At 71.3% G+C, this 22,709-nt stretch carries 17 protein-coding genes; 7 read left to right on the top strand and 10 right to left on the bottom strand.

Features of this window, described 5'->3' with window-relative positions:
* The first annotated feature begins 45 nt into the window (after positions 1-45).
* Positions 46-501, top strand: coding sequence for a PLL family lectin (locus CLV67_RS33140; protein WP_146169381.1), 456 nt, complete (start codon positions 46-48; stop codon positions 499-501).
* On the opposite strand, the gene CLV67_RS33135 is transcribed toward CLV67_RS33140, so the two are convergent.
* Complete coding sequence (locus CLV67_RS33135; protein WP_170154092.1) at positions 473-2,629, bottom strand: ATP-binding protein; 2,157 nt, start codon at positions 2,627-2,629, stop codon at positions 473-475. The two genes, CLV67_RS33140 and CLV67_RS33135, sit on opposite strands and share 29 nt — an antisense overlap.
* 37 nt (positions 2,630-2,666) lie before the next feature.
* The gene (locus CLV67_RS33130; RefSeq protein ID WP_239166966.1) at positions 2,667-3,545 is read right to left on the bottom strand and encodes a hypothetical protein; all 879 of its coding nucleotides are present in this window, start codon (positions 3,543-3,545) and stop codon (positions 2,667-2,669) included.
* An 89-nt stretch (positions 3,546-3,634) separates the two neighbouring features.
* Between CLV67_RS33130 and CLV67_RS33125 the strand changes: the two genes are divergently transcribed.
* Positions 3,635-4,375: a phosphatase PAP2 family protein gene (locus tag CLV67_RS33125; protein WP_203737874.1), complete on the top strand. Its 741-nt coding sequence runs from the start codon at positions 3,635-3,637 to the stop codon at positions 4,373-4,375.
* On the opposite strand, the gene CLV67_RS33120 is transcribed toward CLV67_RS33125, so the two are convergent.
* From CLV67_RS33120 to CLV67_RS33100, 5 genes are all read right to left on the bottom strand, one after another.
* Complete coding sequence (locus CLV67_RS33120) at positions 4,329-7,067, bottom strand: poly(A) polymerase (protein WP_106325502.1); 2,739 nt, start codon at positions 7,065-7,067, stop codon at positions 4,329-4,331. The two genes, CLV67_RS33125 and CLV67_RS33120, sit on opposite strands and share 47 nt — an antisense overlap.
* Positions 7,068-7,108: 41 nt before the next feature.
* Positions 7,109-10,036 carry a helix-turn-helix domain-containing protein gene (locus CLV67_RS33115; RefSeq protein ID WP_106325500.1) on the bottom strand — a complete coding sequence of 976 codons (2,928 nt, stop codon included), beginning with the start codon at positions 10,034-10,036 and terminating at the stop codon, positions 7,109-7,111.
* Positions 10,036-10,992, bottom strand: a complete 957-nt coding sequence (locus CLV67_RS33110; protein WP_203737876.1) for an AAA family ATPase — start codon at positions 10,990-10,992, stop codon at positions 10,036-10,038. The genes CLV67_RS33115 and CLV67_RS33110 overlap by 1 nt, the downstream gene beginning before the upstream one ends.
* 18 nt (positions 10,993-11,010) lie before the next feature.
* Positions 11,011-13,062 carry a VMAP-C domain-containing protein gene (locus CLV67_RS33105; RefSeq protein ID WP_106325498.1) on the bottom strand — a complete coding sequence of 684 codons (2,052 nt, stop codon included), beginning with the start codon at positions 13,060-13,062 and terminating at the stop codon, positions 11,011-11,013.
* A gap of 206 nt (positions 13,063-13,268) precedes the next feature.
* Positions 13,269-13,616, bottom strand: a complete 348-nt coding sequence (locus CLV67_RS33100) for an STAS domain-containing protein (protein WP_106325496.1) — start codon at positions 13,614-13,616, stop codon at positions 13,269-13,271.
* A gap of 129 nt (positions 13,617-13,745) precedes the next feature.
* On the opposite strand from CLV67_RS33100, the gene CLV67_RS33095 reads away from it, so the two are divergent.
* Positions 13,746-14,612, top strand: a complete 867-nt coding sequence (locus CLV67_RS33095; protein WP_106325494.1) for a DUF4394 domain-containing protein — start codon at positions 13,746-13,748, stop codon at positions 14,610-14,612.
* Positions 14,613-14,621: 9 nt separating this feature from the next.
* Here the strand turns inward: CLV67_RS33095 and CLV67_RS33090 are convergent, their stop codons facing one another.
* On the bottom strand, positions 14,622-17,531 hold the full coding sequence (locus CLV67_RS33090) for an AfsR/SARP family transcriptional regulator (RefSeq protein WP_106325492.1): 2,910 nt from the start codon (positions 17,529-17,531) through the stop codon (positions 14,622-14,624).
* Between the two features lie 77 nt (positions 17,532-17,608).
* Here CLV67_RS33090 and CLV67_RS33085 point away from each other — a divergent pair, with 77 nt between their 5' ends.
* The 4 genes from CLV67_RS33085 (at position 17,609) to CLV67_RS33070 (ending at position 20,125) form a co-directional block, all read left to right on the top strand.
* Positions 17,609-18,004 (top strand): cellulose binding domain-containing protein, encoded by a 396-nt coding sequence (locus CLV67_RS33085; protein ID WP_106325490.1) that lies wholly within the window; start codon positions 17,609-17,611, stop codon positions 18,002-18,004.
* 107 nt (positions 18,005-18,111) lie between these two features.
* Entirely contained in the window at positions 18,112-18,399 is a 288-nt protein-coding gene (locus CLV67_RS33080) for an ArsR/SmtB family transcription factor (protein WP_106325488.1), read from the top strand.
* Positions 18,400-18,419: 20 nt separating this feature from the next.
* Positions 18,420-19,415: an LLM class flavin-dependent oxidoreductase gene (locus CLV67_RS33075; protein WP_106325687.1), complete on the top strand. Its 996-nt coding sequence runs from the start codon at positions 18,420-18,422 to the stop codon at positions 19,413-19,415.
* Positions 19,416-19,492: 77 nt separating this feature from the next.
* A complete protein-coding gene (locus tag CLV67_RS33070; RefSeq protein WP_106325486.1) occupies positions 19,493-20,125 on the top strand; it encodes a carboxypeptidase-like regulatory domain-containing protein in 633 nt (210 codons plus the stop codon).
* Positions 20,126-20,182: 57 nt separating this feature from the next.
* On the opposite strand, the gene CLV67_RS33065 is transcribed toward CLV67_RS33070, so the two are convergent.
* Together CLV67_RS33065 and CLV67_RS33060 are read right to left on the bottom strand one after the other, a co-directional pair.
* Positions 20,183-21,649: an amidase domain-containing protein gene (locus tag CLV67_RS33065; protein ID WP_170154091.1), complete on the bottom strand. Its 1,467-nt coding sequence runs from the start codon at positions 21,647-21,649 to the stop codon at positions 20,183-20,185.
* Positions 21,650-21,925: 276 nt separating this feature from the next.
* The gene (locus CLV67_RS33060; RefSeq protein ID WP_106325482.1) at positions 21,926-22,705 is read right to left on the bottom strand and encodes an SAM-dependent methyltransferase; all 780 of its coding nucleotides are present in this window, start codon (positions 22,703-22,705) and stop codon (positions 21,926-21,928) included.
* Positions 22,706-22,709 lie beyond the last annotated feature (4 nt).

Genomic DNA, 22,709 nt, shown 5'->3' with positions numbered 1-22,709 from the left:
TCCCTGCTGTCGACGATGGACGCAGAGTCGAGTCGGGAGGACCGAATGCAGCGTTTTCTTCGCCGGGCTGCGGTCGTGGTGGCCGCGGCTGCCGCGGCGGTCGGCACGTCGGCGGTGCCCGCCGTCGCCAATCCGCGGCACCCGGGCCTGATCCTGGAACAGGCGACCGGCTGGTGCACCTATCTCAACTGGCAGGGCAGGTTCTACTGCGGTTCCCACGCCATCTGGCTCAAGCCCGACGGGTGGGACCAGGTGTTCGTCGTCGGGCCGGACAAGAACGTGTACACGAAGTGGGCGAGCGATTCCGGCGTCTCCGGGTGGCTGAACATGGGCGGGATCTGCAAACCCAACCCCGGCATCGTCGTCCACTTCTGGCTGAGCGACTGGGGGCTCACCGTCAACTGCAAGGGTTCGGACAACAGGTGGTACCACCGCGAACGGTACGACGACGGCCACTGGGATCCTCAGTGGCTCAGGGGCGAGACGTATCCGTCCGCGTGAGCGGGCCGAGCCGCCGGCGCAGCTCGTCGGCGGCCGGGTCGTTCAGCTCGTCGAAGATCCGGATCGCGGCCCGCCACGCCCGTACGGCCTCCGTGTGGTCACCGGCCGCCCGGTGGATGTCGCCGAGTCGTCCGCGGGTCTCCGCCTCGTGATACCGGTCGCCGGACTCCCGGAACAGCCGGACGGCCTCCTCGGCGGCGGCGGTGGCCTCCACCGTCCGGCCCTGGCGGTCGTACGCGAAGGCCAGACTGTCGAGGGTGGCCGCCTGACCGTTGAGGTCACCGCTCCCACGCTGCACCGCCAGCGCGGCGGTGCAGCAGCCGACCGCCTCCGGGTAGCGTCCGGCCTGCGCGTACAGCCAGCCCAGGGCGTTGAGTGACCGGGCCTCGCCGTCGCGGTGCCCGGCCTCGCGGTACAGCGTGACCGCGTCACCCACGGCGGCGACGGCCTCCTCGACACGGCCGGTCATCTGCCGTACCTCGGCCAGGTTGTGCAGCGTCTGCGCCTGCCCGCCGGCGTCGCCCAGCTCCCGGTAGCGGTCGTGTGCCTCGGCCATGTGGGCCTCGGCGGCGTCCAGGCGGCCGAGCCGGGTCTCGGCGCGGGCCAGCATCCGGCAGGCGGTCGCGATGCCGAGCCGGTCGTCGCAGCGGCGCGCCGCGTCGAGGGCGGTCCGCTGGACGGTCTCGTTGTCCTGCCAGCGGCCGTTCGGCGCGAACCAGGCGGCCAGGCACCAGGCCAGCCGCCATGTGAACGCCTCGAAGCCGTTCTCCGCGGCCTGGCGTGCGGCGGCGACGAGCACCTGATGCTCGGTGGCGAGGAACGTGCGGGCCGCATCCGGCGCCGGGACGACGGGGGGCGTCGGCAGCGGCGACAGCCACTGAGGCTGGACGGCCACGGCGGCGGCGGCCGCCTCGTCGAGGAAGTACCGGTAGAGGCGCTCGGTGGCCTCCCGATCCTGGTCGGCGACCGCGGCGGCGTAGTCGTGGACCAGGTCGTGCAGCAGGAAGCGGCCCGGCCGCTGCTCTGTCAGGAGATGCAGGCGGGCCAGTTCGGCGAGCGACTGGGCGGTGTCGCCGACCGTACGCCCGGTGAGCGCGGCAGCCGCCGGGACGGTCACCTCCGGGCCCGGATGCAGGCCGAGCAGCCGGAACAGCTCTGCCGCGGGCGGTGCGAGCGCACCGTACGACCAGGAGAAGACCCGACGCAGGTCGGCGGTCACGCCGAGGTCGCCGGCGAACGCGGCCAGCGGGAAGCCCGGATGGAACGCCACCCGGGCGGCGACCATCGCGAGCGCCAGCGGCAACCCGGCGGTCGCCGCGACGATCATGCCGGTCGCGCCGGGGTCACCGGCCAGTCGATCCGCGCCGACACGGGCGGCCAGCAGCGCCCGTGCCTGGGCGCCGGACAGCACGTCGAGCCGCAGCGGCCGGGCACCGGCCGAGGCGACGAGCCCGGCGAGCCGGTCACGGCTGGTCACCACGACGGTGGTGGCTCCGGTGCCCGGCAGCAGCGGGCGGACCTGCTCGTCGCCGCGCGCGTTGTCGAGCACCACGAGCATGCGCCGGTCACCGAGCAGACCACGCAGCAGAGCCGACCGCGCGTCCGTGCCGGCCGGGACGCGCGCCGGTGCCACACCGAGTGCCTCCAGGAAAGCGCGGAGAACCTCGGCCGTGTCGGTCACCGCCGGAGCCGGGCCGAAGCCGCGCAGGTCGGCGTAGAGCTGCCCGTCGGGGAACCGATCGGCGACCCGGTGGGCCCAGTGGACGGCCAGCGCGGTCTTGCCGACCCCGGCGAGCCCGCCGATCGTCACGATCGACACCGCGTCCCCCGGCAGGGCGTCCAGCTGCGCCAGCTCGGTCTCGCGGCCACAGAAGCCCGGTACGTCGAGCGGCAGCTGACGGGGAACCCCGGGCGGGGAGGGGGCGGCGGCACCCAGGAACCGTTCGCGCTCACCCGAGGACAGGGCCAGCGCGTCGGCGAGCAGGTTCAACGTGGACGGCCGGGGCCGCGCGACCCGGCCGTTCTCCAGGTCGCGAAGGCTGCGTACGCTCAGTCCGGTCCGTTCGGCCAGGTCCTCCTGGGTGAGGTTGGCGCGACGCCGATGGCCGGCCAGCACGTTGCCGAACACATCGACCACCGTACGGCCCGGCGCAACCCTCACCGCCTCACAGCAGAGCGTCGACCAGCTTGACGGCGCGTTCCTCGTGCTTGTCGTAGGCGTCCGGCAGCGCCGACCGCTGCACGGCCTGCGCGGCCTCGCCGAGACTGCGCGACTCCCAGTCGTCGATCGTGAGCAGCCGCTCGTAGAAGGCGTTCGCGGCATAGCGCGGCGTCATCAGCTGGGCCACGGTGCCCCAGCCCTGACTCGGGCGCTGCTGGAAGACACCGAGCGAGTCGAAGTCGTCGCCCTCGCCCTCGTTCGGCCGGTCGAGCGACGCCGGGATCGTGGTGTTGGCCAGGTTGCGCAGGCTCGACTCCTGCAGCCCCGTCATGAGGGCCACCAGCATCGCCCGGCGGGGGAGGTCTTTCTCCTGGGCGACCTTCACGATCACCGCGGCGTTGTTCATCTGCGTCTGGTTGAGACCGGCGATCGGCTTCGGCGGCCGGGTGACCTTCGGCGAGGCCGGCTTGGCCGAGACCGGCGGGGACGGCACCGGGGCGGCGCGTACCCGGCCCCGCGTGGCGGCCGGTGGGGTGCTCGCCTTCGGCTGCAGCGCGGCGCCGACGGTGGTGGTCGCGGTGACCGGACGGTCCTCGCCGCTGACGGCCACGAATCCGGCCCCGCCGACGGCGGCACTCACCACCAGCATGATCGACAGGGTGCGGCCCGTTCCCCGGGCCCGGCGGCGGCCCTTGCGGCGGCGACGGCGCGGCGACCAGTCCGTCGCGTACATGTCCGGCCGGGAGCTGGGCCAGGACTGTTGATCGCCGTCGGACTCCACGAACGCGGCCCGCTGCCGCGGAACCAGGCCCTGCCCCCGGTGATGCACAGGTCCGGTCGAGTAGTCCGGCGCCACGAACGCGTCCGCCCTTTCCGTAAACACTTTCGCCTTCTGCCCGGCACTACGGGCCCCGGCCGCCGAAGGTTCAACGCTTTTTCGACGTGGCCCCGGCGGGCCGCTACGTTGACCTTGTGAAGACGCGTTCCGGCGTACTCCTCGAACTGGTGTTCCTGACCGTCTGTCTTGTGCTGTTCTCGCGCCTGCACGCCGCCGCGGGCCGGGACCTCGCGGCCGCCGCGGCCAACGCCCTGACCCTGCAGTCGATGGAACACGCGATGCACCTCGACATCGAGCGGGCCGCGAACGCCTGGCTGACCGCGCGCGAGACCCTGAGCCCGTTCGCGGTGTACGTCTATCGCCTGTACTACGTGGTCGTCGCCGGAACCCTGCTGTGGGTGTCCCTCCGGCACGCCGACGTCTATCGCCGGGTTCGCCGGACGATGGTCGCGATGATGGTGCTGGTCCTGCCGATCTACTGGGCGATCCCGATGTCGCCGCCGCGGTTCGCGCTGCCGGGCACGGTCGACCTCGTCGCGGTCCACGACATCGTCGGCCAGGCGGCCCACGAGAGCTGGATCAGGCCCACCCACCTCACGGCCATGCCGAGCATGCACGTCGGCTGGTCGCTGTGGTGCGCCTACGCGGTGTGGACCGCGCTGCGGGCCACGCATCCCCGCGCGGCGCTGCTGGCATGGGCGTTTCCCCTGCTCATGATCGCGATCGTGCTGGGCACGGCCAACCACTACGTCCTCGACATCGCCGGCAGCCTCATGCTGCTGGCGGCCGCGATCGGCGTCGCGTCGCTGTGGGGACGGCTGACACGTCTCAGTGCAGTGTCGGCACCGCCGCGCCGTCCACCCGGTCGACCCTGACACCGGGCAGGCCACCGAGCCACCCGGACAGGATCGATTCCAGCGCCGCGGCGCCGGGCGGGCGCCGTCCCAGCCCGACCGCGTACTCCCGGATCGCCGCACCCGTGCCGAACGGGCGCGGCCACGCGTGCGCGTCGGCGACACCGGCCTCCTCGAGGGCGGTCAGCAGCGCACGCACCCGCCCCCGGAACCGGCCGGTCGTCTCCTCGAACGGCTCACCGGCCACCTGCCGCACGGTCACCACCGCCCAGGCCCGGTGCCGCCGGTGCGCGGCGGTCGCCGGCTGTCCCTCCCACGACTGGTAGAGCTCGTGCGTGACCAGGTCACGGAACCCCGCGCCGACCTGGCCGGTGCAGATCCGGACGGGCCAGGACGGGGTCAAGACCATCATCGGGTACGCCTCCGTCAGCGCCGTGGCACCACCGGTGAGGGTCACGGGCACGGTCCAGTCCCAGGCCGCCCAGGTGCCGAAGAAGTGACGCAGCAACCCGGCCGGCGGCAGGTCACCGGCCTCCAGCGCGGTCCGCGCCGCGAGCACGACCCACGCCAGCCCCGGCAGCCCGCCGAACGGCGCCGAGTCCAGCCCCCGCGCCCGCGCCCACGCCTTCACCGAGCGGGCCAGGCCGGCGAAGCCGGGCACCGAGGCCGTCGCCGCCAGCACCGCCTCGGCGTCCGACACGGCACTCAACGCCACCGCGGACGCCTCGTCCAGCTCCGCCCGCCTGGCCACCGCCTCGGCCGGCGGCAGCCCGCCCGCACCCACGGTGACCAGGTCGACCGTGAGACCGCCGTCGGACAGCCGCAGACCCGGCACCCGCGCCCCGGTCACCGGCCGCACCGACCACGGCGCACCGACCGCCGCGGCGACCCGTCGCCGCAGGTCCTCGACGTCGGCCCGGCCGGGAAGCACGGCCACCAGATCCAGGTCGGCGCCGGGCAGGTCACAGCCGAGCCGCCGGGACCCCGCCAGGTGCACGATCCCCCCGGACAGGGCCGCCCGCAGCCGGCCGAGGACCCCGGCCGTCTCCACCCGGACCGGTGCGGGCGCCTCCGGGCCGGGCAGCCAGCGCACCTCACCGGTGCCCAGCATCAGCTCCGCCCGCGGATACATCGGCTCGTCGCCGCGCCGGGACAGCAGCACCAGCCGGTCGATCCGTGCCGTCGCGGGCCGCAGCCCGGCGGTGGCGGTCTCCGGTCCCGAGGCCCGGCCCAGCGTCAGGTGCGGTGTGTAGCCCTCGGCCCGGCCGCGGCACTGCGGGAACCGCCGCTGCAACGCGCGGTGCAGTCCCGCCCACGGCGCCGGATTCCGCGCCGCCGGATCGAGCCAGACCGTCGTGTCGTCACGGTGGGCGAATCGGCGTACACCGTCGAGGGTCGCCTCGAAAGGGGAGACCTCGGCCGCCGCGGCTGCCAGATGGGGCGCTGCCTCGTCGAAATCGGCCTCCGGAAGGAAACCGAAAAGCACGTTCACGTGCGGTGGCCACCGGTCGAACTGCGGGTCCAGAACCCGGCGCACCTCCTGGACGGGTGGCCACAGCCGCTGCGGCGGCAGCCACGCCACCGCGGTCCGGGCCGTCGGCCGGGCATCGACCGTCTCCACCGGGGCCGCACCCACCGCCAGGTCGACGACGACAGCGAAGTGATCAGAGGCGAAAAGGCCATCCTTCGGTACGTCACCCGCGAGCCCCGCCTCCAGGACGGTGAGCTCACCGCCCCGCAGCAGCACCCGGTCCAGCCGCGACGCCCGCCGGGTGAGCGACCCGACCGCCGCGAGCGGGTTGCGGGCGGGGTCGAAGGTGGCGGTCGCGTCGCCGGCGCCGTGCACCTCGAGCCACGCGTCACGCAGCCCGAGCCGGCGCGCCGGGAGGTCACCACCGTCGTTGACGTCTCCGGCGACGACCACCGGCACGTCCAGCGAGGCCAGCCCGGTCGCGAGACCCGCCAGCTCGGTGTCGCGCCGCCCCGGGCCGTCAGCGGAGTGATCACTGGTCAGATGGACCGCCGCCACGACCAGGGGCCCCGGAACGGTGATCGCGGTGACCTGCTTGTACTGCCCCAGCGTGTGCCGTCCCGCCTCCAGCACCGGAACCCGGCTCAGCAGCAGCATCCCGCTGTCGTCGACGTCCTTGCCGCCCGGGTCGGTGCACAGCGTGTAGTCCCGCCGCACCCAGCCGGCCGCGAGCAGCCGTTCCAGCAGCTCACGCTCGACCTCCTGCAGCGCGATCACGTCGGCGTCGGCGCGTTCCAGCTCGGCGACCAGCAGCGGACGCCGCCGGGCTGTGTCGATGAGGTCAGCGTCGTAGCGGTCCCACAGCGTGTTCCAGGTCAGGATCCGCAGCGTGCCGACCGGCTCGGCCTTCGCGGGGGACGCCGGGACCCAGCCGTCCACCTCGTGCCAGGCGTGCGGGGTCCGCGGGGTGAAGAACGGCGCCCCCAGCCGTCGCGGCACCCGGACGCGCCCGGCCCGCGAGGAGCCGAGCAGGTCCACACCGGTCGTGCGGTCCCACACACGTTCCCCGTCGGCCTCGAAGAACAGCACCCGATGCCAGGGGATGTCCCCACCGGGCACGAACGCGGCCAGCGGCACCCGCTTGGCCTCGGCCCCGTGGACGTCGACCCCGATCACGAAGCGGGCCGCATCGAGCCGGGGATCCCAGCGCACCCGGTGATAGATCTCCTCGCTGGTGCGCATCGTTCACACGGTAATGATCGATCGCAACGCCCGCACCCCGGTTACTGCGCCCCTCGGATCCGATCCCGGAGGAATGCGATGGTCTCCTCCTCACTGAGGGCGCTCCGCCACGCTCTGTCGAATCGACGTCGCATCGATCTGGTGACATCGGGATCCTCCACCAGGTCGTCCGAGGAGTCGGCGAAGTCCCGGTAGAGAGCGTCGTCCCCCGCCATCGTGACCACCTCGAAGTCACCCAGGTACAGCGGGGCCCCGGCGGCAAACGGCACGATACGCATTCGTATCGCTCCGGACATCACCTTCCGGAGCAGATCCGGCAGCTGCTCCCGGTGCATCCGCGGGCGGCTCGAGAGCCGCCACAGCACCGCCTCGTCCACGAGCGCGAAGAGGCTGAGCGAATCACCTGCCCGGGCATGGACCTGCTCTCGGCGTCGTGCGTGAGCCCGCCCGGCGACCTCGGCCCACTCCGGTGGACGGTCGTCCTCGTCACGCCGGATGAGTTCGGACTCGCTGTACGCCGATGTCTGCATCAGGTCGGGAAGGCGTCTGATCCCATAAATCCGGATCTCGTCGGCCTCGGCCTCATATTCGATGATTTTGATCATGGCATCCGACATGTGCCCTCGGAACTGTCCTCCACGGCTCCAGGTCGTCGGCCTGACGCGGGCCAACCGGGCCGCAGCCAGTAGCTCAGCCACCAGGTCGCGGTCCTTCACGCCGAGGAACACCAGCACGTTCCTGAGGTCGGCGAGCGGTATGCCGACGTCGCCGTTTTCGATGCGAATCAATCGGGAGAGCGACCACTCCATCGCGTCGGCGACCTGCCATTGAGTGAGGCCCGCCCGTTCCCGGGCTTCCCGCAGGAACAGCCGCAAACGCCGTCGCGCGACGTTAGGACCGTCGTCGGCGCCCACGGGGCGGAGAGTCAGCGGACCACGGTCCCGGCCGGCGGCCGCATCCGCGAGGCGGCCTGCAGGGATCATGACGTCATCCGCCACCAGACCGATCAGCCGCCCGTCGCGGGGCCGGACGACGGCTGCGCCATGGGGCAGCCGTCCGGTGTCCGACTCGGTCAGCAGAGTGCGCCGTCCGGCGTCCAGCCATTCACCGACCACCGCCGGTTTCCGGACGATCCGGCCGCTCACATGCGTGATCACGTGTACGACGTCACCGTGGGCCGCGTCGTCCACGACGGCCGGTTCGGTGGGTGCCGGTCCGCGCATGTCCCAGAGCGCACAGTCCGGTTCGGCCGGCGTCCACGGCCGGGCCCACGTCGGAGTGGTTTCCGGAAGGCCGGGAAAGAGCACCCGAGTTTCCAGCCGGGAGCCGTGCGGCGGTGGCGGCATGACGATCACGGCGCTGCGGTCGGATATGAGAGCGCCGTTCCCTAGGACCCGGTCCTGCCCGTCGCGAAGCTCGACGATCCAGTCGAGGGCAGGCTCGTGTGCTGCCATCGCCGAGGGCAGGTCGATGCCGAGTCGTGCCGCCATGTCGCGGGTCATGGCGGCGAACGGTCGCAACCCCCGTTCGAGGTAGGCATCTCCGGCAGGATCGGCTAGCAGAGCGTGCACCGTTCCGCCGAGGCCTGCGTGTTGTTCCAGGTGCTCGCTGAGCACACGGAAGCTGTCCCATTCCTCGGCGAGCGTGGCACCCTGCAGGAGCAGGTCGGCCACTCCCGGCCGGAACCGGAACCGGGTGGCCTCCGGGTCGGTCCGCTCCAGCAGGCCGCTCACGAGCAGTTCAGCTGTGGCGGCGGGATCGGCGTCCGGCACCAGTTTCTCCTGTAGTACCCGGAGCAGCGGCAGTGACAGGACATCACCGTGCGCCGCCAGGCGGGCGAGACTGAGCGCGGCGGTGCTGGCGCGGCGTTGAAACGCCTGAACCCGCTGGGGTACGGACGGCGCTGATCCGTGTGGTGCTGGACCCGTGTGGGTCGGGGGCCGGGAGAGCACAGCGTCGGTCCAGCCGCTGGCGGTCGTGACGGCCCGCGCCCACCGGTGCAGATCGTGCGGGGAGCAGGAGGTGACCGGAATGGCGCGACCCGTCGCCGTATCGTCGTCGGCCCACCACGGGATGCGGACCTCGCCCGCCAGGGTGCCTTCCCGGCGGCCGTGGGAGCGCACCGCGACGGCCGGTGCGCCGATCGCCGTGCTCGACCAGTGACGCCGCGGCAGAATCTGCACCAGCGAGGTTGGCATGACGCGAGCCCAGGCGTTGATCGCACGCCAGATCGGCGGGGCGTACCAGTGGGTGGAGACCGCATCGGTGACGATCAGCAGCAGGGTCCTGCCGGTGGGGTCGGCCAGCCGGGCCGCTGGATGGTCCGGCCGCCGAGTTCGCCGCACCCGCGGTTCGGGCCCGGAATCGCCGTCGAGCATCCAGCGGGTGACCGATCGGAAGGCACCCGCCCTGCGGATCCGACTCTCCAGGTCGTTGATCTGAGGCGCCCACGCTGGGGTGGCCGGCGTCTGGTCCACGAGCAGGATCACGTCGAGACTCGGCTCGTGGCGGGGCGTCGTCACCACGACGAGCTGGTGGGCCTCCGCGATCGCCTCGACGGTCCGGTCGACGTCGACCGCCGGGATCCCGGGCCGGGTGATCCGGCGAAACGGCGCCAGAGCCCCGGTCAGCGGCATGCGCCGCGGTCGGGAGACCCGGAGGCCGACCGGGATGCCCGCACCGTCGGCTGATCGCGGCGGAGCCGGCCGATCGCGATCGCGGTTCCGGGCCCTGTCGAGCGACAGATCCTGGCCGGGCCGCGGGCCTGGGTCCGCCGTGGGCGAATTCTCGGTTTCGGCGATCGGGCTCTGATCGCCGGCACTGTCCATGCCGGCCCGCCGTCGTGGCCGAGCCCGTGGGGGACGGCGCCCGTCCGCCGCCCGCGAGGCCAGGAGCACCGCCTCGGCGAGCTGTTCGGGGCTGATCCCGGGCAGAGCACGGGTGAGGGCCTCGACCAGATCGTGGTCCATCAGTCGTCGAGCTCGGCGAGGAGCATGTCACGCGCTCGACGGCGAGCCTCGTCGGGCATCGACGGCTGCTCGGAAACGAGGTGGACGAAGTTCAGTAGCTGATCCACCGCGAGGATCTCTCCGGTGCGCAGCCGCTTCGCGAACTCGGTGATCGAGCGCCGTTCGGTGTCCGCCACGTCGCCCAGGTAAGTCGTCACGATGTCGGCGATGAACCGCTCGTCCGGAGCCGGCATGTCGAAGCGGACGCAACGTCGCAGGAACGGTGCCGGGAAAGAGCGCTCGCCGTTGCTGGTCATCACGATGACCGGCCAGTGGGTGCGCTCGACGAGGCCATTGGTCACCGGGTACGGACAGCGATCGGCTCCGAGGACCTGCCGCTTGTCGGGCCCGGATTCGTGACGTGCCGCGCGGGCCAGAGGCGGAATCTCGAAGACACCGTCCTCCAGGACGTTCAGCAGGTCGTTGGGCAGGTCGAAGTCGCTCTTGTCGATCTCGTCGATCAGAACTGCGCGTGGCCGGTCCTGGTCGGCCAGTGCGGTGCCCAGCGGCCCGAGCAGGACGAAATCCTGCACCTCGGCATTCTCCTTCACAGCCTGGCCGCCACTCTGGGTGGCATACAACCGGCCCAGCGCGTCGTACTGGTAGAGGGCCTCGCTGAGCGTGCTCCGGGAGGTGATGTGCCATACCAGCGGATCACCGAGTGCCAGCTCCATCGCGATCCGCTGAACGAGGGTCGACTTCCCCCAACCGGGAGTGCCCGTCAGCAGCAGAGGCCGCCGCAGGTGCAGCGCCACGTTGATGGCATCGAGCAGTTTCTCGGACAGCACGAATCGCGATCCCGCGGTCGCCGGGTTCCGCCATGGAGGCGGCTTGGGCAGGCGTTTCCACGGTTTTGCCTCGGGTTCCGGCTTGCGGTTGTCACCGCGGAAGATCCGCCAGGACGATGTCGGTTCCACGTGCTCTCCCAACAAGGGTCAGGGGTTCTCGGTGAGGGCCGACGTCGGCAGCGGATAACCGTCCCTGCCGTCGGGGTCGTCCCAGATGACAGTCGGCACCAGGGATGTGATCTCCGGTAGTTCGGGCAACGCCGTACGACGAGCCTGGGGCGGCACCGGTCTGATGGCGCGCATCGTCGCCGCCCGCAGGTCCGGTGTGATGTAGCGGTCGTACCAGAACACGAAACCGAAGCCGATGCGTAAGGCGGCACGCAGCGCCCCCGAGCCGGAGCCGGTCGGGTCGCCGCCGACCAGGAAGGCACGCTCTTTGCGTTTGCCGAGCCAGCCGGCACCGCTGTCCGCCGCGGACAGTTCGGTGGCGGTGGCGACCGGCGGCCGGTCGTCCCAGGGCTCGTCACGTGCCCGCTCGGTCACCCGGCGCTGCAGCCGGGGCTCGTGCAGGCGCTGCGACCATCGCATCCGGACCTGACACTCGGCGCCGATCGGTTCGAGCTCACCGTCAACCTCATGGACCAGCCACTGGTCGATGCCGCCGGCCAGCAGACTGGCCGGAGCCGCGATGTCCACGCGCAGCGGCCGATGCATCGGCATGCGCTCCAGCAGCTCACGAATCGCCTGGCGCATTGCGTTCTCTCCGCCGTGCACCCGTACGGTCGTGGGCTCCGTCGTCTCGCCCGCTTGGTGGAGCCACCAGGTGATCTCGGCGAGCCGGCCCTGCTCACCGAGGCTCTCCGGGCCGAGGTCGATCAGCAGCCAGGCGGGCTTCTCCCGGCGCCGCGAGAACAGATCATGAGCGTCGCCGATCTGCTCACCCTGCCGGGTGACGAAGCTATCGAGGGCGGCCGGTATCCGCGGTGACGCTGACGCGGCGAGCCCGGTGAGGAAGCGGGTGAGAGGCCCCAGCGCCGACCCGTGGGGTTGGCGGCGAAACCGCAGGTGGGCATCCGCAGCCTCGAACAGCATGCGGTCGGCGCGATCACCGGTCGGCCAGCGGCCCACCTCCTGCTTGTAGATGATGTGCAGGGTGGCGGAGAGGAGCGCCTCGCCGTTCAGGGCGGTGAACACGCTTTTCGCCTGAAGCGCCAGCCCTAGTGTGGTCAGGGCACTGTTGCGCCGGGCCGCGTCGACGCGACTCAGACCGGGACGTGAGGTGGTGGTCAGGGCTGCGACCTCGGCGGCCCGGACAGTGCCGCCGATCGACAGTCCTTCCGCTGTCCACACGTCCTCGTAGAAGTCCGGCACGATCATCGTCGTCTCTGCAGGGTCGGAGCGGACGATCTCGAAGGATCTGATCGCGATCCGGATCGTCGCGTCGATCTCGTCGAGCGTGACGATGCGGTTCTGCAGATCGCCCTCCCGTTCGGAGGCGGTGGCAGTCGTCGGGCCCCGGTCGTCCGTCAGTACATCCGGGAGTCTGCCGGTCGGAGTCGGACCAGCGGCCTGCATCCGCTCCCGGAACAGGGACAGAACCTCGTCCCAGACCGCGACCGGCGGGGCGGTGCTGGCCAGCCGGTCGAGCACCGGCTTCACGTACCTCGTGGGTGCGGCGTCCCGGATGACGTCCTGCTCGGGGCTTCTCTGGAAGCGGAACACCGAGAGGAATCGCATCACCTCGTCGAGTTGTCCGGGGCTCAGGACCGAGCCCGTCGGCTGCCAGCGCCCGCCGAGTGCCGTGCAGTGCTTCAGCAGCGCCTTGCCGAAACTCTGCAGGTGATCCTTCATCGCGTCCTCGACCGACAGTTCCGCGCCGGCCCTCCGGAGTTTGCCCAGGTGGTTACTGATGTCGATGAGCAACTTGGCCGGGCCATTGACGCCGGCCGTGGTGACAAGGCGGCATCCGGGCTTCTCCTGCATCGTGTGCCAGCGGTCGAACAGGTGGGCCAGGCCGCCGTCGCTCGCCAGCGAGTTCATGGTGCTGTAGGCGCCGAAGCGTGGTCCGTAGTGCTTGGCCGAGACCAGTTCGGCACGTTCACCGACCAGGACGATCCAGTCCTCGTGGTGTTCACAAAGCACGCGGGACCGGTGATCGGCCTGGAGCCGCCCGTCGGGTCCGAGGCTGCGGTGGTACATCCCCAACCCGTGGGCGGCAGCCATCGCCGCCTGCCACTCGTATTGGCCTGCCGTCCTCGCCCCCGCATCATCAGGAGGCTCGAGCGTCACCGCCAGCTCGGAGGCGGACGGGCCGCGATTTCCCACCAAACGCTCGCCAATCAGGCACAGAAGGTCAGAAAAGCCTCGTCATTGTGCCGCGTAACCTGTTCACGCCCCCGTGAGTGTCACCCTTCCGACATGAGATTCATCGGTGGCAGGCCGAACACCTCGGACAGGCCCGTCACCTGGATGGCCTTGAGCACCGGCGGGGACGGGTTCGTCAGGGACACGACGACGCCGGCCGCCGCGGCGGCGTTGCGGACGCTCACCAGGGCGCCCAGCGCGTACGAGTCGATCAGGGTGACGTTGGAGACGTCGATCTGCAGGAATTGATACGTGGACGCCTGCGCCGCCGCCGCGAGGTTGTCACGGACCTGGTCGGCGTCGTCGAGGTCGAGTTCACCGGCCAGGGCGGCACGCAGGGTGACGCCGTCGGTGCTGGTCTCGTACATGATCAAAGCGTTGCCGGCCATACGTCGACCGTATCGGTGATCGACAAGGGCTGCCCGTCGGGGGAGTCCAGGTGATGTCCAGTTCGCATCCAGTGCGCCTGCATAGCTTCGGCCGCAGGACAGCACCGACGGATGAGATGAGGGACACCGATGAGGACACGGATCAAGAAGGCGCTCGCCGCGGCCGCCACAGTGGTCACCGCGACGACAGCGGTGGTGGCCGGCATGAACGGCGGTGGTGCGTCGGCTGCGGCGACGAGCCTGATGGCGTACGGCATCGCCGGCAACGGGACGCTGATGTTGCAGTTCTGGACCGCCACACCCGAGCAGAACGACTGGGTACGGCGCATCACCGGGCTGACCGGGGACACGGCCGTCATCGGTGTCGACTTCCGTGTGCAGGACGGCAAGCTGTACGCCGTCGGCAACAAGGGCGGCATCTACACCATCGGGATCCCCAGCGCTATCGCGTCGAAGGTCTCGCAGCTGCAGGTCCCGCTGTACGGCACGAACTTCGGCGTGGACTTCAACCCGGCGGCCGACCGGCTGCGCGTGATCAGCGACAACGCCCAGAACCTGCGGCACAACCTGAACGACCACACCACCCTCGAGGACACCACGCTGACCACGCCGCCCGCGACCGGCCCGGCCCGCGGCGTCACGGCCGCCGCCTACACCAACAACGACCTGAACGCGGCCACCGGCACCACCCTGTTCGACATCAACACCACCACCGACCAGGTGGTCATCCAGTCACCGGCCAACAACGGGCTGCTGGTGGCGACCGGTGGTCTCGGGTTCGACGCCGACGGCAACGCCGGCTTCGACATCTTCAGCGACCTCACCGGCGGCAGGACGGCCACCCTGACGGCCTTCGCCACCCTCACCCCGGTCGTGCCGGACGACCAGCCGAAGCTGCAGAACTTCTACGGCGTCGACCTGCTCACCGGGACGACGAACCTGATCGGCACGTTCCCGCTGGACGTCACCGACGTAGCCGTCGCCCTCGACAGGTAGGCGGCGGGCCTACACCGGCATCTCGTGCCGGCCGGCCGACAACCGGGCCAGCCCCTGCTCGGCGCGCGACTGTTCGTACCGGTAGCCGATCTCACCGGCGATACGCAGCGCGGACAGGTGGTGCTCCCGGGCGTCGGCCGGACGGCCGGTCGACGCCGCGGCATCGCCGAGACTGTTGCTCACCCGGGCCTCGCCGGCCCGCTCGCCGATGCGCCGGAACAGCTCCAGCGCCTCACCGAGCCGGTCGGCGGCCCGCCGGTGTTCGCCGAGCAGCACGTCGACACCGCCCAGGCCGTCCAGCGCGTAGGCCGTACCGGCGAGTTCGGTCGTGCCCGAGAACACCAGGCGGGCCTGTTCGTAGAGGGCGGCGGCCTCCACCGAGCGGCCCGAGGAGAGTTCGACATGACCGAGATGGAGTACGGCGTACGCCTCACCCACCGCGTCACCGATGTCGTGGCAGATCGCGGCCGACGCCCGCAGGTCGTGTGCCGCGTCCGGGTGGCGGCCCTGACGCAGCCGTACCTGACCGAGGTTGCCCAGACCACGCGCCTCCCCGGCCCGGTCCCCGCTGTGCCGGGCCACGGCGACCACTTCGCCGAGGAACCGCGCCGCCTCGGCATAGCGGCCCTGCCACTGGTAGAGGTGGCCGAGGTTGCCCAGCGCACGCACCCGGACCAGACTGTCGCCGACCTCCAGCGCCAGGTCGACGGCCCGCTGCAGCTCGGCGCCGGCCTCGTCGTAGCGGGCCTGCTGGACGTGCAGGACGCCCAGATTGATCCGCAGCTGGGCCGCGGCGTGCCGGTCCTCCAGCCGCTCCGCCGCCCGCAGCGCGTGCCCGTGCAGGGCCACGGCGTCGGGGTAGTGGCCGCCGCTCTCCAGGTAACGCAGCAGCACCTGGGCCAGTCGTACCGCGTACCCCTCCGGGCCGTGTGCCACCGCGTGCACGGCGGTGGCCACCAGGTTCGCCCGCTCGGCGTCCAGCCAGGCCAGGGCCGCGCCGCTGTCGGGCAACGGCAGCGCCGGTCCGCCGGTCGCCGGGATCCCGGGGCGACGGTCGCGTTCGGCCGGGAACAGCAGGTCCATCGCGGTGGCCGCGGTCCGCAGGTAGAAGTCCAGCAGCGGCTGCGGCAGCCCGATCTCGCCGCAGCGGACGGCCAGATCCCTGGCGTATGCCCGCAGCAGGTCGTGCATGCCGTACCGGTCGCCGGTGCGCTGCACCAGGTGGCTCGCGGTGAGCAGGCCGAGGTGTGAGCGGGCCCGCGTCTCGGTGCCGCCGGTGAGCGCGGCCACCGCGTGCGCGTCCATCTCGGTGCCCGGATGGTGCCCGAGCAGGCGGAACGTGCGAGCTGCGCCGGCGGGCAGATCCCGGTACGACCAGGAGAACACCACACCGATGTCGGAGTGCGGATCGCCGGTGGACAGCAGACCGAGCCGCCCCCGATGGTCGGCCAGCTCACCCACCACCGAGGCCAGCGTCGCGGGCGCCCGCCGGTGCACCAGCTCGGCCGCGATCCGCAGCGCCAGCGGCAGCCGGGCGCAGTGCGCGGCCAGCTCCTCGGCGGCCTCCGGATCCCCTGTCACGCTGTCACCGGCCAGCCGTCCGAGCAGTGCCAGCGCGTCGTCGGGACGCAACACGTCCAGGTCGAGTCGTCGCGCGCCGTGCCGCACGATCAGGCCGGGCAGGCTGTCTCTGCTGGTCACCAGCACGACGCAACTGGGCGTACCGGGCAGCAGCGGCCGGACCTGGTCGACCGAGGCGGCGTTGTCCAGCAGCACCAGCACCCGGCGACGGTCCAGCAGGCTGCGATACAGCGCGGCGCGCTCGTCGACGTCGGCGGGCATCTGTTCGCCCGGCAGGCCGAGCGAGCGCAGGAACCGGGCCAGGGCGGCGTCCGGCGACACCGGCTGCTCCGGGTCGTAGCCGCGCAGGTCCACGTAGAGCTGGCCGTCCGGGAACCGGTCGCGGTTGCGGTGCGCCCAGCGGGTGGCCAGCGCGGTCTTGCCGACACCGGCGGTGCCGGACACGACGGCGATCATGACGGTGGACGTGTCCGGTGTGCCGGTCAGCCGGTCGAGCCGGGACATCTCGTGCGCCCGGCCGGTGAATCCGGGGACGTCGGCGGGCAGTTCGGCCGGGACCGGGCGGGCCGCGGCCACCACGGGCGGTGCCGGCGTGCTCGTCCGGGCGTCGGCGTCGAGCAGCTCACGGTGGGCGGCCGTCAGTTCGGTACCCGGATCCACGCCCAGCTCGTCGGCGAGCCGCCGCCGTACCGTATGGAAGGTTTCGAAGGCCTGCGCCCGCCGTCCCGCGGCGGCCAGCGCCCGCACGAGCCCGGCCTGACCGGCCTCGTCGAGCGGGTCGGCGGCCGTCACCTCCTCGAACGCCGTGATCGCCCCTCCGGTCTGCCCGGCGGCGAGCAGCGCCGCGCCCAGGCGGGCCAGCGCGGCCCGGTGCTCGGCGACGATCGACCGGACTTTCGGGTGCCCGGCCAGCTGCGGCAGGTCGGCGAACGGCTGACCCTGCCACAGCGCCAGTGCCTCACTGAGCGGCTCCACCTCCCGGCTGGCGGCGGCGCGGTGCAGCAGCTGCCGGAAACGCAGGATGTCGATGCGGTCCGCCGGTACGACGAGGTGGTAGCCGTCGCCGAGGTACGGGAGCAGCTCACTGCGGGAGTGCGGCGCCCGCGCCGGCTCGAGGACCCGGCGCAGCCGCTTCACATGGGTCTGGATGACGTTGACGGCGCTGGCCGGCGGCTCGTCGCCCCAGATCGCGTCGATCAGCCCGGCCAGGCCGACCGGCTGACCGCCGGCCAGCACGAGCAGGCCCAGCACGGTCCGCTGCGCGGGCGGGCCGAGCGGAATCGGCTCGTCGTCGTGCCAGGCGCGCATCGGCCCGAGCACCTGGATCCGCAGCGTCATCTCGGGCGTCCAGTCCCCGTCCAGTCGAGTACCCCAGAATGCATCGACATTAGTTTATATACGGAAGGGGGCCGATCATGTCGCGAATCGGACGGGGGCTGGCAGTCGTCGTGGCGCTGGCAGGTGTCGCCGGGCCGGCCGGAGCGGCCAGGGCGGACGCCGCGGGGTGCGCGGTGAGGTACAAGGCGTCGCCGTACACGGGCGGGCTCACCGCCGAGATCACGGTGAAGAACACCGGCGGCGTGACCATCAAGGGCTGGACCTTCCGCTTCCCGCTGGAGGCGACGGTCGTGGAGTTCTGGAACGCCGAGCTGATCACCCCCACCACGGTGGTCACCACCAGGGACAAGGGCTGGAACGCGGACGTCCCGGTCGGCGGCAGCATCTCCCTGGGCTTCCGTGCCGTCGGCGTCGCGGGCGCCGACCCGGCGTGGTTCACCGTCAACGACCTGGTGTGCACGCCGGCGACCTGAACCGTGAGCCGTGTCATGGAGAGTGGCAGCATCCACGGTGGGTGACGTAATTTCGTTAATAAGCGAAATGCCGAAGGACGCGAGACATCGAAGGGCTGTGCGCCGAGATGCTGGAGGAGTGCAAGGCGCTGTCGAACGAGACGCGCCTGGCGATCCTGGAGTGGCTGAAAGACCCGGCCGCGAACTTCCCCGGGACCGAGGGCGAGCACGACGGCGTCTGCGTGGGGCTGATCCAGCGCCGGGCCGGATGCTCCGTCTCCACCGTCTCCGCCCACCTGGCGATCCTGCAGCGGGCCGGATTCCTGCGCGCCACCCGGCGCGGACAGTGGATCTACTACCGCCGCGACGAGGAACGCATCCGCGCTTTCACCGAACGCCTGCACCACACCCTGTGACACCGGAAGGCGACACGCTCATGCCCACCGCACTCTCCCTGCTCGACCTGGCGCCGATCTCCGCCGGGCAGACCGCACGCGACAGCCTCGAGGCCAGCGTGGCGCTCGCCCGGGCCGCCGAGCACAGCGGCTACCAGCGGGTCTGGTACGCCGAGCACCACAACATGCCGGTGATCGCGTCGTCGGCCACCAGCGTCGTGATCGGCTACGTGGCCGCACACACCGAGTCGATCCGGCTCGGCGCCGGCGGCATCATGCTGCCCAACCACTCACCGCTCGTCATCGCCGAACAGTTCGGCACGCTGGAGACGCTCTACCCCGGCCGCATCGACCTCGGGCTCGGCCGCGCGCCCGGCAGCGACCAGGTCACCATGCGGGCGCTACGCCGCGACCACCTGTCGGCCGACACGTTCCCGCAGGACGTGGTCGAGCTGCAGGGCTACCTCGCCGGCAAGTCCGTGATCCCCGGCGTGCAGGCGGTGCCGCGCGCCGAGCAGCCGGTTCCGCTCTACATCCTCGGATCGTCGCTGTTCGGGGCGCAGCTGGCCGCGCGGCTCGGTCTGCCGTACGCGTTCGCGTCGCACTTCGCCCCGGACGCGCTGCACCAGGCCGTCCGCGTCTACCGCGAGACGTTCACGCCGTCGCAGCAGCTCGCGGAGCCGTACGTCATCGTGGGGGTCAATGTCGTGGCCGCCGAGACCCACGACGAGGCCGTCGCGCAGATGACCTCGGCCTACCGCTCCCGGACCCGCGCGTTCATCTCGCGCGGCGGCGTCGGCCGCAACTACACCGACGCCGAGATCGACGCGTTCCTGGCCTCACCGGGCGGTCAGAACCTGGCGTCGATGACCCGCTACACGGCCGTCGGCACCCCGGACGAGGTCCGCGACTACCTGGAGGAGTTCGCCGCCACGTCACAGGCCGACGAGCTGATCACCGCCCACCACGCCCAGTCGGTCGAGGACCGGGTGCGTTCGGTCGAACTGACCGGCGCCGCGATGGCGGCCCTCGTCTGACCGGTTGAGTCGGCCGGACCGCCGCCCGAGACGGAACGGGGCCGCGCCGCAGGCTTCGATGAATTAGGGTGATCTATATGCATCGTTCCCGATTCATAGCTTTCGTCCTTGCTCTGCTGGCCATTCTCGCCGTCTTCCCGGCTCCCGCGCACGCCGCCGCCGCTGCCGGCGGCGGCGTGATCGAAGGGACGTTGACCACTGCCGACGGCAGCACCCCGGTCGCCGGCGCGCGCCTGCAGGTCAAGGCCTATTCCGGAACGCCGGGCTATCTGCTCCCGCAGGCCGTCACCGACGAATCCGGCCACTACCGGCTCGAGCCGCTGCCGGCCGGTCGCTACCGGATCGGCTTCTACTTCCCCGAGACCGGTGACGAGCTGTGGGCTCCGCACAAGACCCGCGAGTCCGCCGCCACGTGGTACACGGTGACCGACGGCGGCACCACGGTCGTCAACGACTCGCTGTTCCCGACCGGCGACCTCGACGTGACCTTCGAGAACGCCGACGGCCCGATCGCCGCGTTCTGCGCCGACGCGTCCGGTGACTACTTCCTCCGCTCCGGGTGCACCACCACCGGGACCCTGAACCTGACCGGTCTGCGCAGCGGCACCTATGTCGTACTGGTCTGGGCCGAGGGCGAGACCGCCGTCTCCCCGGCCTGGGCCACCATCACCACCGGCGCCCTCACCGCCGTCACCGTCACCCAGCGCTGACGCCGCAGCGTGAAGGAGTCGCGTTGCCGGCCGAGGAGTCCTCGGCCGGCAACCGGGTCAGGAGACCTTGACGACGCGCCAGGCGAAGAACATGGTGCTCTCGTGCCGGTACTCGCGGAAGACTTCCCACAGGGGCCTGTTCAGGTTGTTGTTGCTGTGGTAACTCAGCAGCGGGCCCCGCTCGTCGAACCCGGTGACGATCATCGAGTGCCACTTGGCACGCTCCACCGAGTCGCCCATCTGCACGATGTCGCCGAGTCCGACGTCGCTGAGGTACTTCACCTTCTCCACGCGGCCGGACTTCTTGGCGAAGGACGCCCACATGTTGGCGTTCACCCACGTCCACGACGACGTGCTGGGGTCGTCGGGCCGGTAGTACCAGAAGCTGGAGTCCCGGCGGGACACCGGGTTCTCGACCAATGGCTCGTCGTACCTCCAGCCACCGGCGAACATCACCTGGCTGAGGAAATTCGTGCAGTCGCCGCCCAGCTCCCGGTGAGACCAGTCGTAGTAGGCCTCGTTCCGGTTCAGCGCGTAGCGCAGGGCGTAGCCGACAGCGGCATCCCGGTCGTAGTCCGCCGCGTAGGGAATGTTCGCCACGGCGCCCGGCGAGCCCTGCAACAGCGTCTGGTCCAGGGCTGAGATGACCGCGCGGTACGTCTGCGGGTTGCTCCGGACGGCATGCACCGCTTCCAGGTGATAGAAGAAGCCGCCCTTGTTCCTGGTGTGCCGGGCCTGCGGGTTCACGGTGGCGCCGAAGGCCGGGTACTGCTGGCCGTCATAGACGCCGGCCGTCACACCGGCGCGGTTCAGTTGATCGGCGAACGATCGCAGCAGGGTGTGCGGTTGCGCGCTTCCGTTGCTGAGTACCACCTGCGGGTAGCCCGGCCGCGCCTCGAAACCGTGGACCTGCAGGACGTGCGTCGCATTCGGCGCCCTGGTCGTGAAGTTGGTGTGCACCTTGTGGAACAGGCTCTCGTAGCTGCGCGCCATGTCCGAGACCCGGCTGTTCGGGTATCCGGGCCGGGTGGCGGTGTTGGAGTTGCGGTGGGCGCCCGCCATCGCGAACATCTTCGCGTCGAGTTGGCGGAAGGCCTCGATGCCGATCTCCTCGCTGGACTCGTCGCTGAACGGGTGCGGGACCTCGACGGCCACGTTGACCGCCGCCGAGGAGGAGTCGTAGCGGAGGATGTACAGGCCCCAGCACCGCTGGCACGGGGTCTGCTCCGACATGACCAGATAGTTCCGGTGGCTGACCGAGTCTCGTACCAGGTCGAGGTTGTAGCCGTACGTCGCCAGGATCCGCGCAGCCGTGTCCCGGGTCTCGTGCTCGCCCTTGTTCGCGAGGCGCATGGCCTTGATGATCTCGGTGACCTCGGCCGGACTGTCCGCGTTCCACCGGAACCTGTTCGTGTTCTCCTCGCGGGGCATGCCGTTGCGGTAGCTGAGGACCAGGTCCACGAGGTTCACCTCGGGCGGGTCCACCGCGGCCGCGAGACCGGCCTCTTCCACCCCGTGGTCCACGATGCGAGGTGCTTGGTCCGCCGCCGGATTTGGCGGTGATCCGGCCTGAGCACGGACTGCCCCGCTTCCCAGTGCCAGGCTCGCGACGAGCGCAACCGCGCCCGCGCGCAGCAATGTACGCATGGCGATTCCTTCCACGATCCCCCAGTGCGCCGCGACAACCCCGTCACGGCATCGATGCCGGTCACCATAACGGCGCGCGGGTGGCGGCCCGGTCCCGTGACGCGATGCCTACCCCCAGCGGCAAAACCGCCACCGGGGTCTGGGCCGAGGACCCTATGGCTTGCGGGCCACCGCGCCGTAGGCGTCAAGCCACTCCGGCTCGTCGTCCGGGCGCCACTGCGGTAGCTGCACCAGGCCCGGTTCCAGCAGGTCCAGGCCTTCGAACAGGCTCCCGATCTCGTCGGGACTCCGCAGGATGTACGGCACCCCGCCGCTCTGCGCCAGCCGTTGTGCGCCCTCGACCACCGCCGGGGTGGTGTTCGTGCCGTCCCACAGCACCAGGTGACTGCCGGACGGGACCGCGGCCGTCACCCGGTTCACGATCGACGCGGCGACCCCGAGATCCGGCTCATAACCCAGCACCCCCATGAACATGACACCGACCGGCTGGGAGAAGTCGAGCGTCCGGCCCGCGACGGCAAGAATCCGCTCCGGGTCGTGGTAGTCGGCGTCGATGTGGACGATGCCGCTGTCGTCCCCGGCCAGCAGCTTGGCGGCGTGCACCTTCACCAGCGGATCGTTGTCGACGTAGACGACCCGCGACCCGGGCGCCACGGCCCGGGCCACCTCGTGGGTGTTCTCCATGGTCGGCAGGCCGGTGCCGATGTCGAGGAACTGCCGGATCCCGGCGTCGCCGGCCAGGTGGCGCACAGCCCTGATCAGGAACCTGCGCGACTGCCTGGCCATGTCGACGATCTCGGGATAGACCTGTGCCACCGCGTCACCGGCGGCCCGGTCGGCGGGGAAGTTGTCGGTGCCGCCGAGCCAGTGGTTCCAGATGCGGGCCGCGTGCGGGATGTCAGGCTGAAGATTCTGCTCGTCCGTGAGCGTCATGCGC

Origin of the sequence: Actinoplanes italicus, from assembly GCF_003001815.1 — a bacterium.
Taxonomy (GTDB): Bacteria; Actinomycetota; Actinomycetes; order Mycobacteriales; family Micromonosporaceae; genus Actinoplanes; species Actinoplanes italicus.
Note: the sequence above shows the minus strand (reverse complement) of the source record. Positions and strands in the feature narration are given on the sequence as shown.

Bases quoted from the DNA above. Each gene is read 5' to 3' on its own strand.
- CLV67_RS33060 (WP_106325482.1), bottom strand. From the start codon at position 22,705: ATGACGCTCACGGACGAGCAGAATCTTCAGCCTGACATCCCGCACGCG.
- CLV67_RS33115 (WP_106325500.1), bottom strand. From the start codon at position 10,036: ATGGACCACGATCTGGTCGAGGCCCTCACCCGTGCTCTGCCCGGGATC.
- CLV67_RS33095 (WP_106325494.1), top strand. From the start codon at position 13,746: ATGAGGACACGGATCAAGAAGGCGCTCGCCGCGGCCGCCACAGTGGTC.
- CLV67_RS33105 (WP_106325498.1), bottom strand. From the start codon at position 13,062: ATGTACCACCGCAGCCTCGGACCCGACGGGCGGCTCCAGGCCGATCAC.
- CLV67_RS33120 (WP_106325502.1), bottom strand. From the start codon at position 7,067: ATGCGCACCAGCGAGGAGATCTATCACCGGGTGCGCTGGGATCCCCGG.
- CLV67_RS33075 (WP_106325687.1), top strand. From the start codon at position 18,420: ATGCCCACCGCACTCTCCCTGCTCGACCTGGCGCCGATCTCCGCCGGG.
- CLV67_RS33090 (WP_106325492.1), bottom strand. From the start codon at position 17,531: ATGACGCTGCGGATCCAGGTGCTCGGGCCGATGCGCGCCTGGCACGAC.
- CLV67_RS33140 (WP_146169381.1), top strand. From the start codon at position 46: ATGCAGCGTTTTCTTCGCCGGGCTGCGGTCGTGGTGGCCGCGGCTGCC.
- CLV67_RS33085 (WP_106325490.1), top strand. From the start codon at position 17,609: ATGTCGCGAATCGGACGGGGGCTGGCAGTCGTCGTGGCGCTGGCAGGT.
- CLV67_RS33080 (WP_106325488.1), top strand. From the start codon at position 18,112: ATGCTGGAGGAGTGCAAGGCGCTGTCGAACGAGACGCGCCTGGCGATC.
- CLV67_RS33100 (WP_106325496.1), bottom strand. From the start codon at position 13,616: ATGGCCGGCAACGCTTTGATCATGTACGAGACCAGCACCGACGGCGTC.
- CLV67_RS33070 (WP_106325486.1), top strand. From the start codon at position 19,493: ATGCATCGTTCCCGATTCATAGCTTTCGTCCTTGCTCTGCTGGCCATT.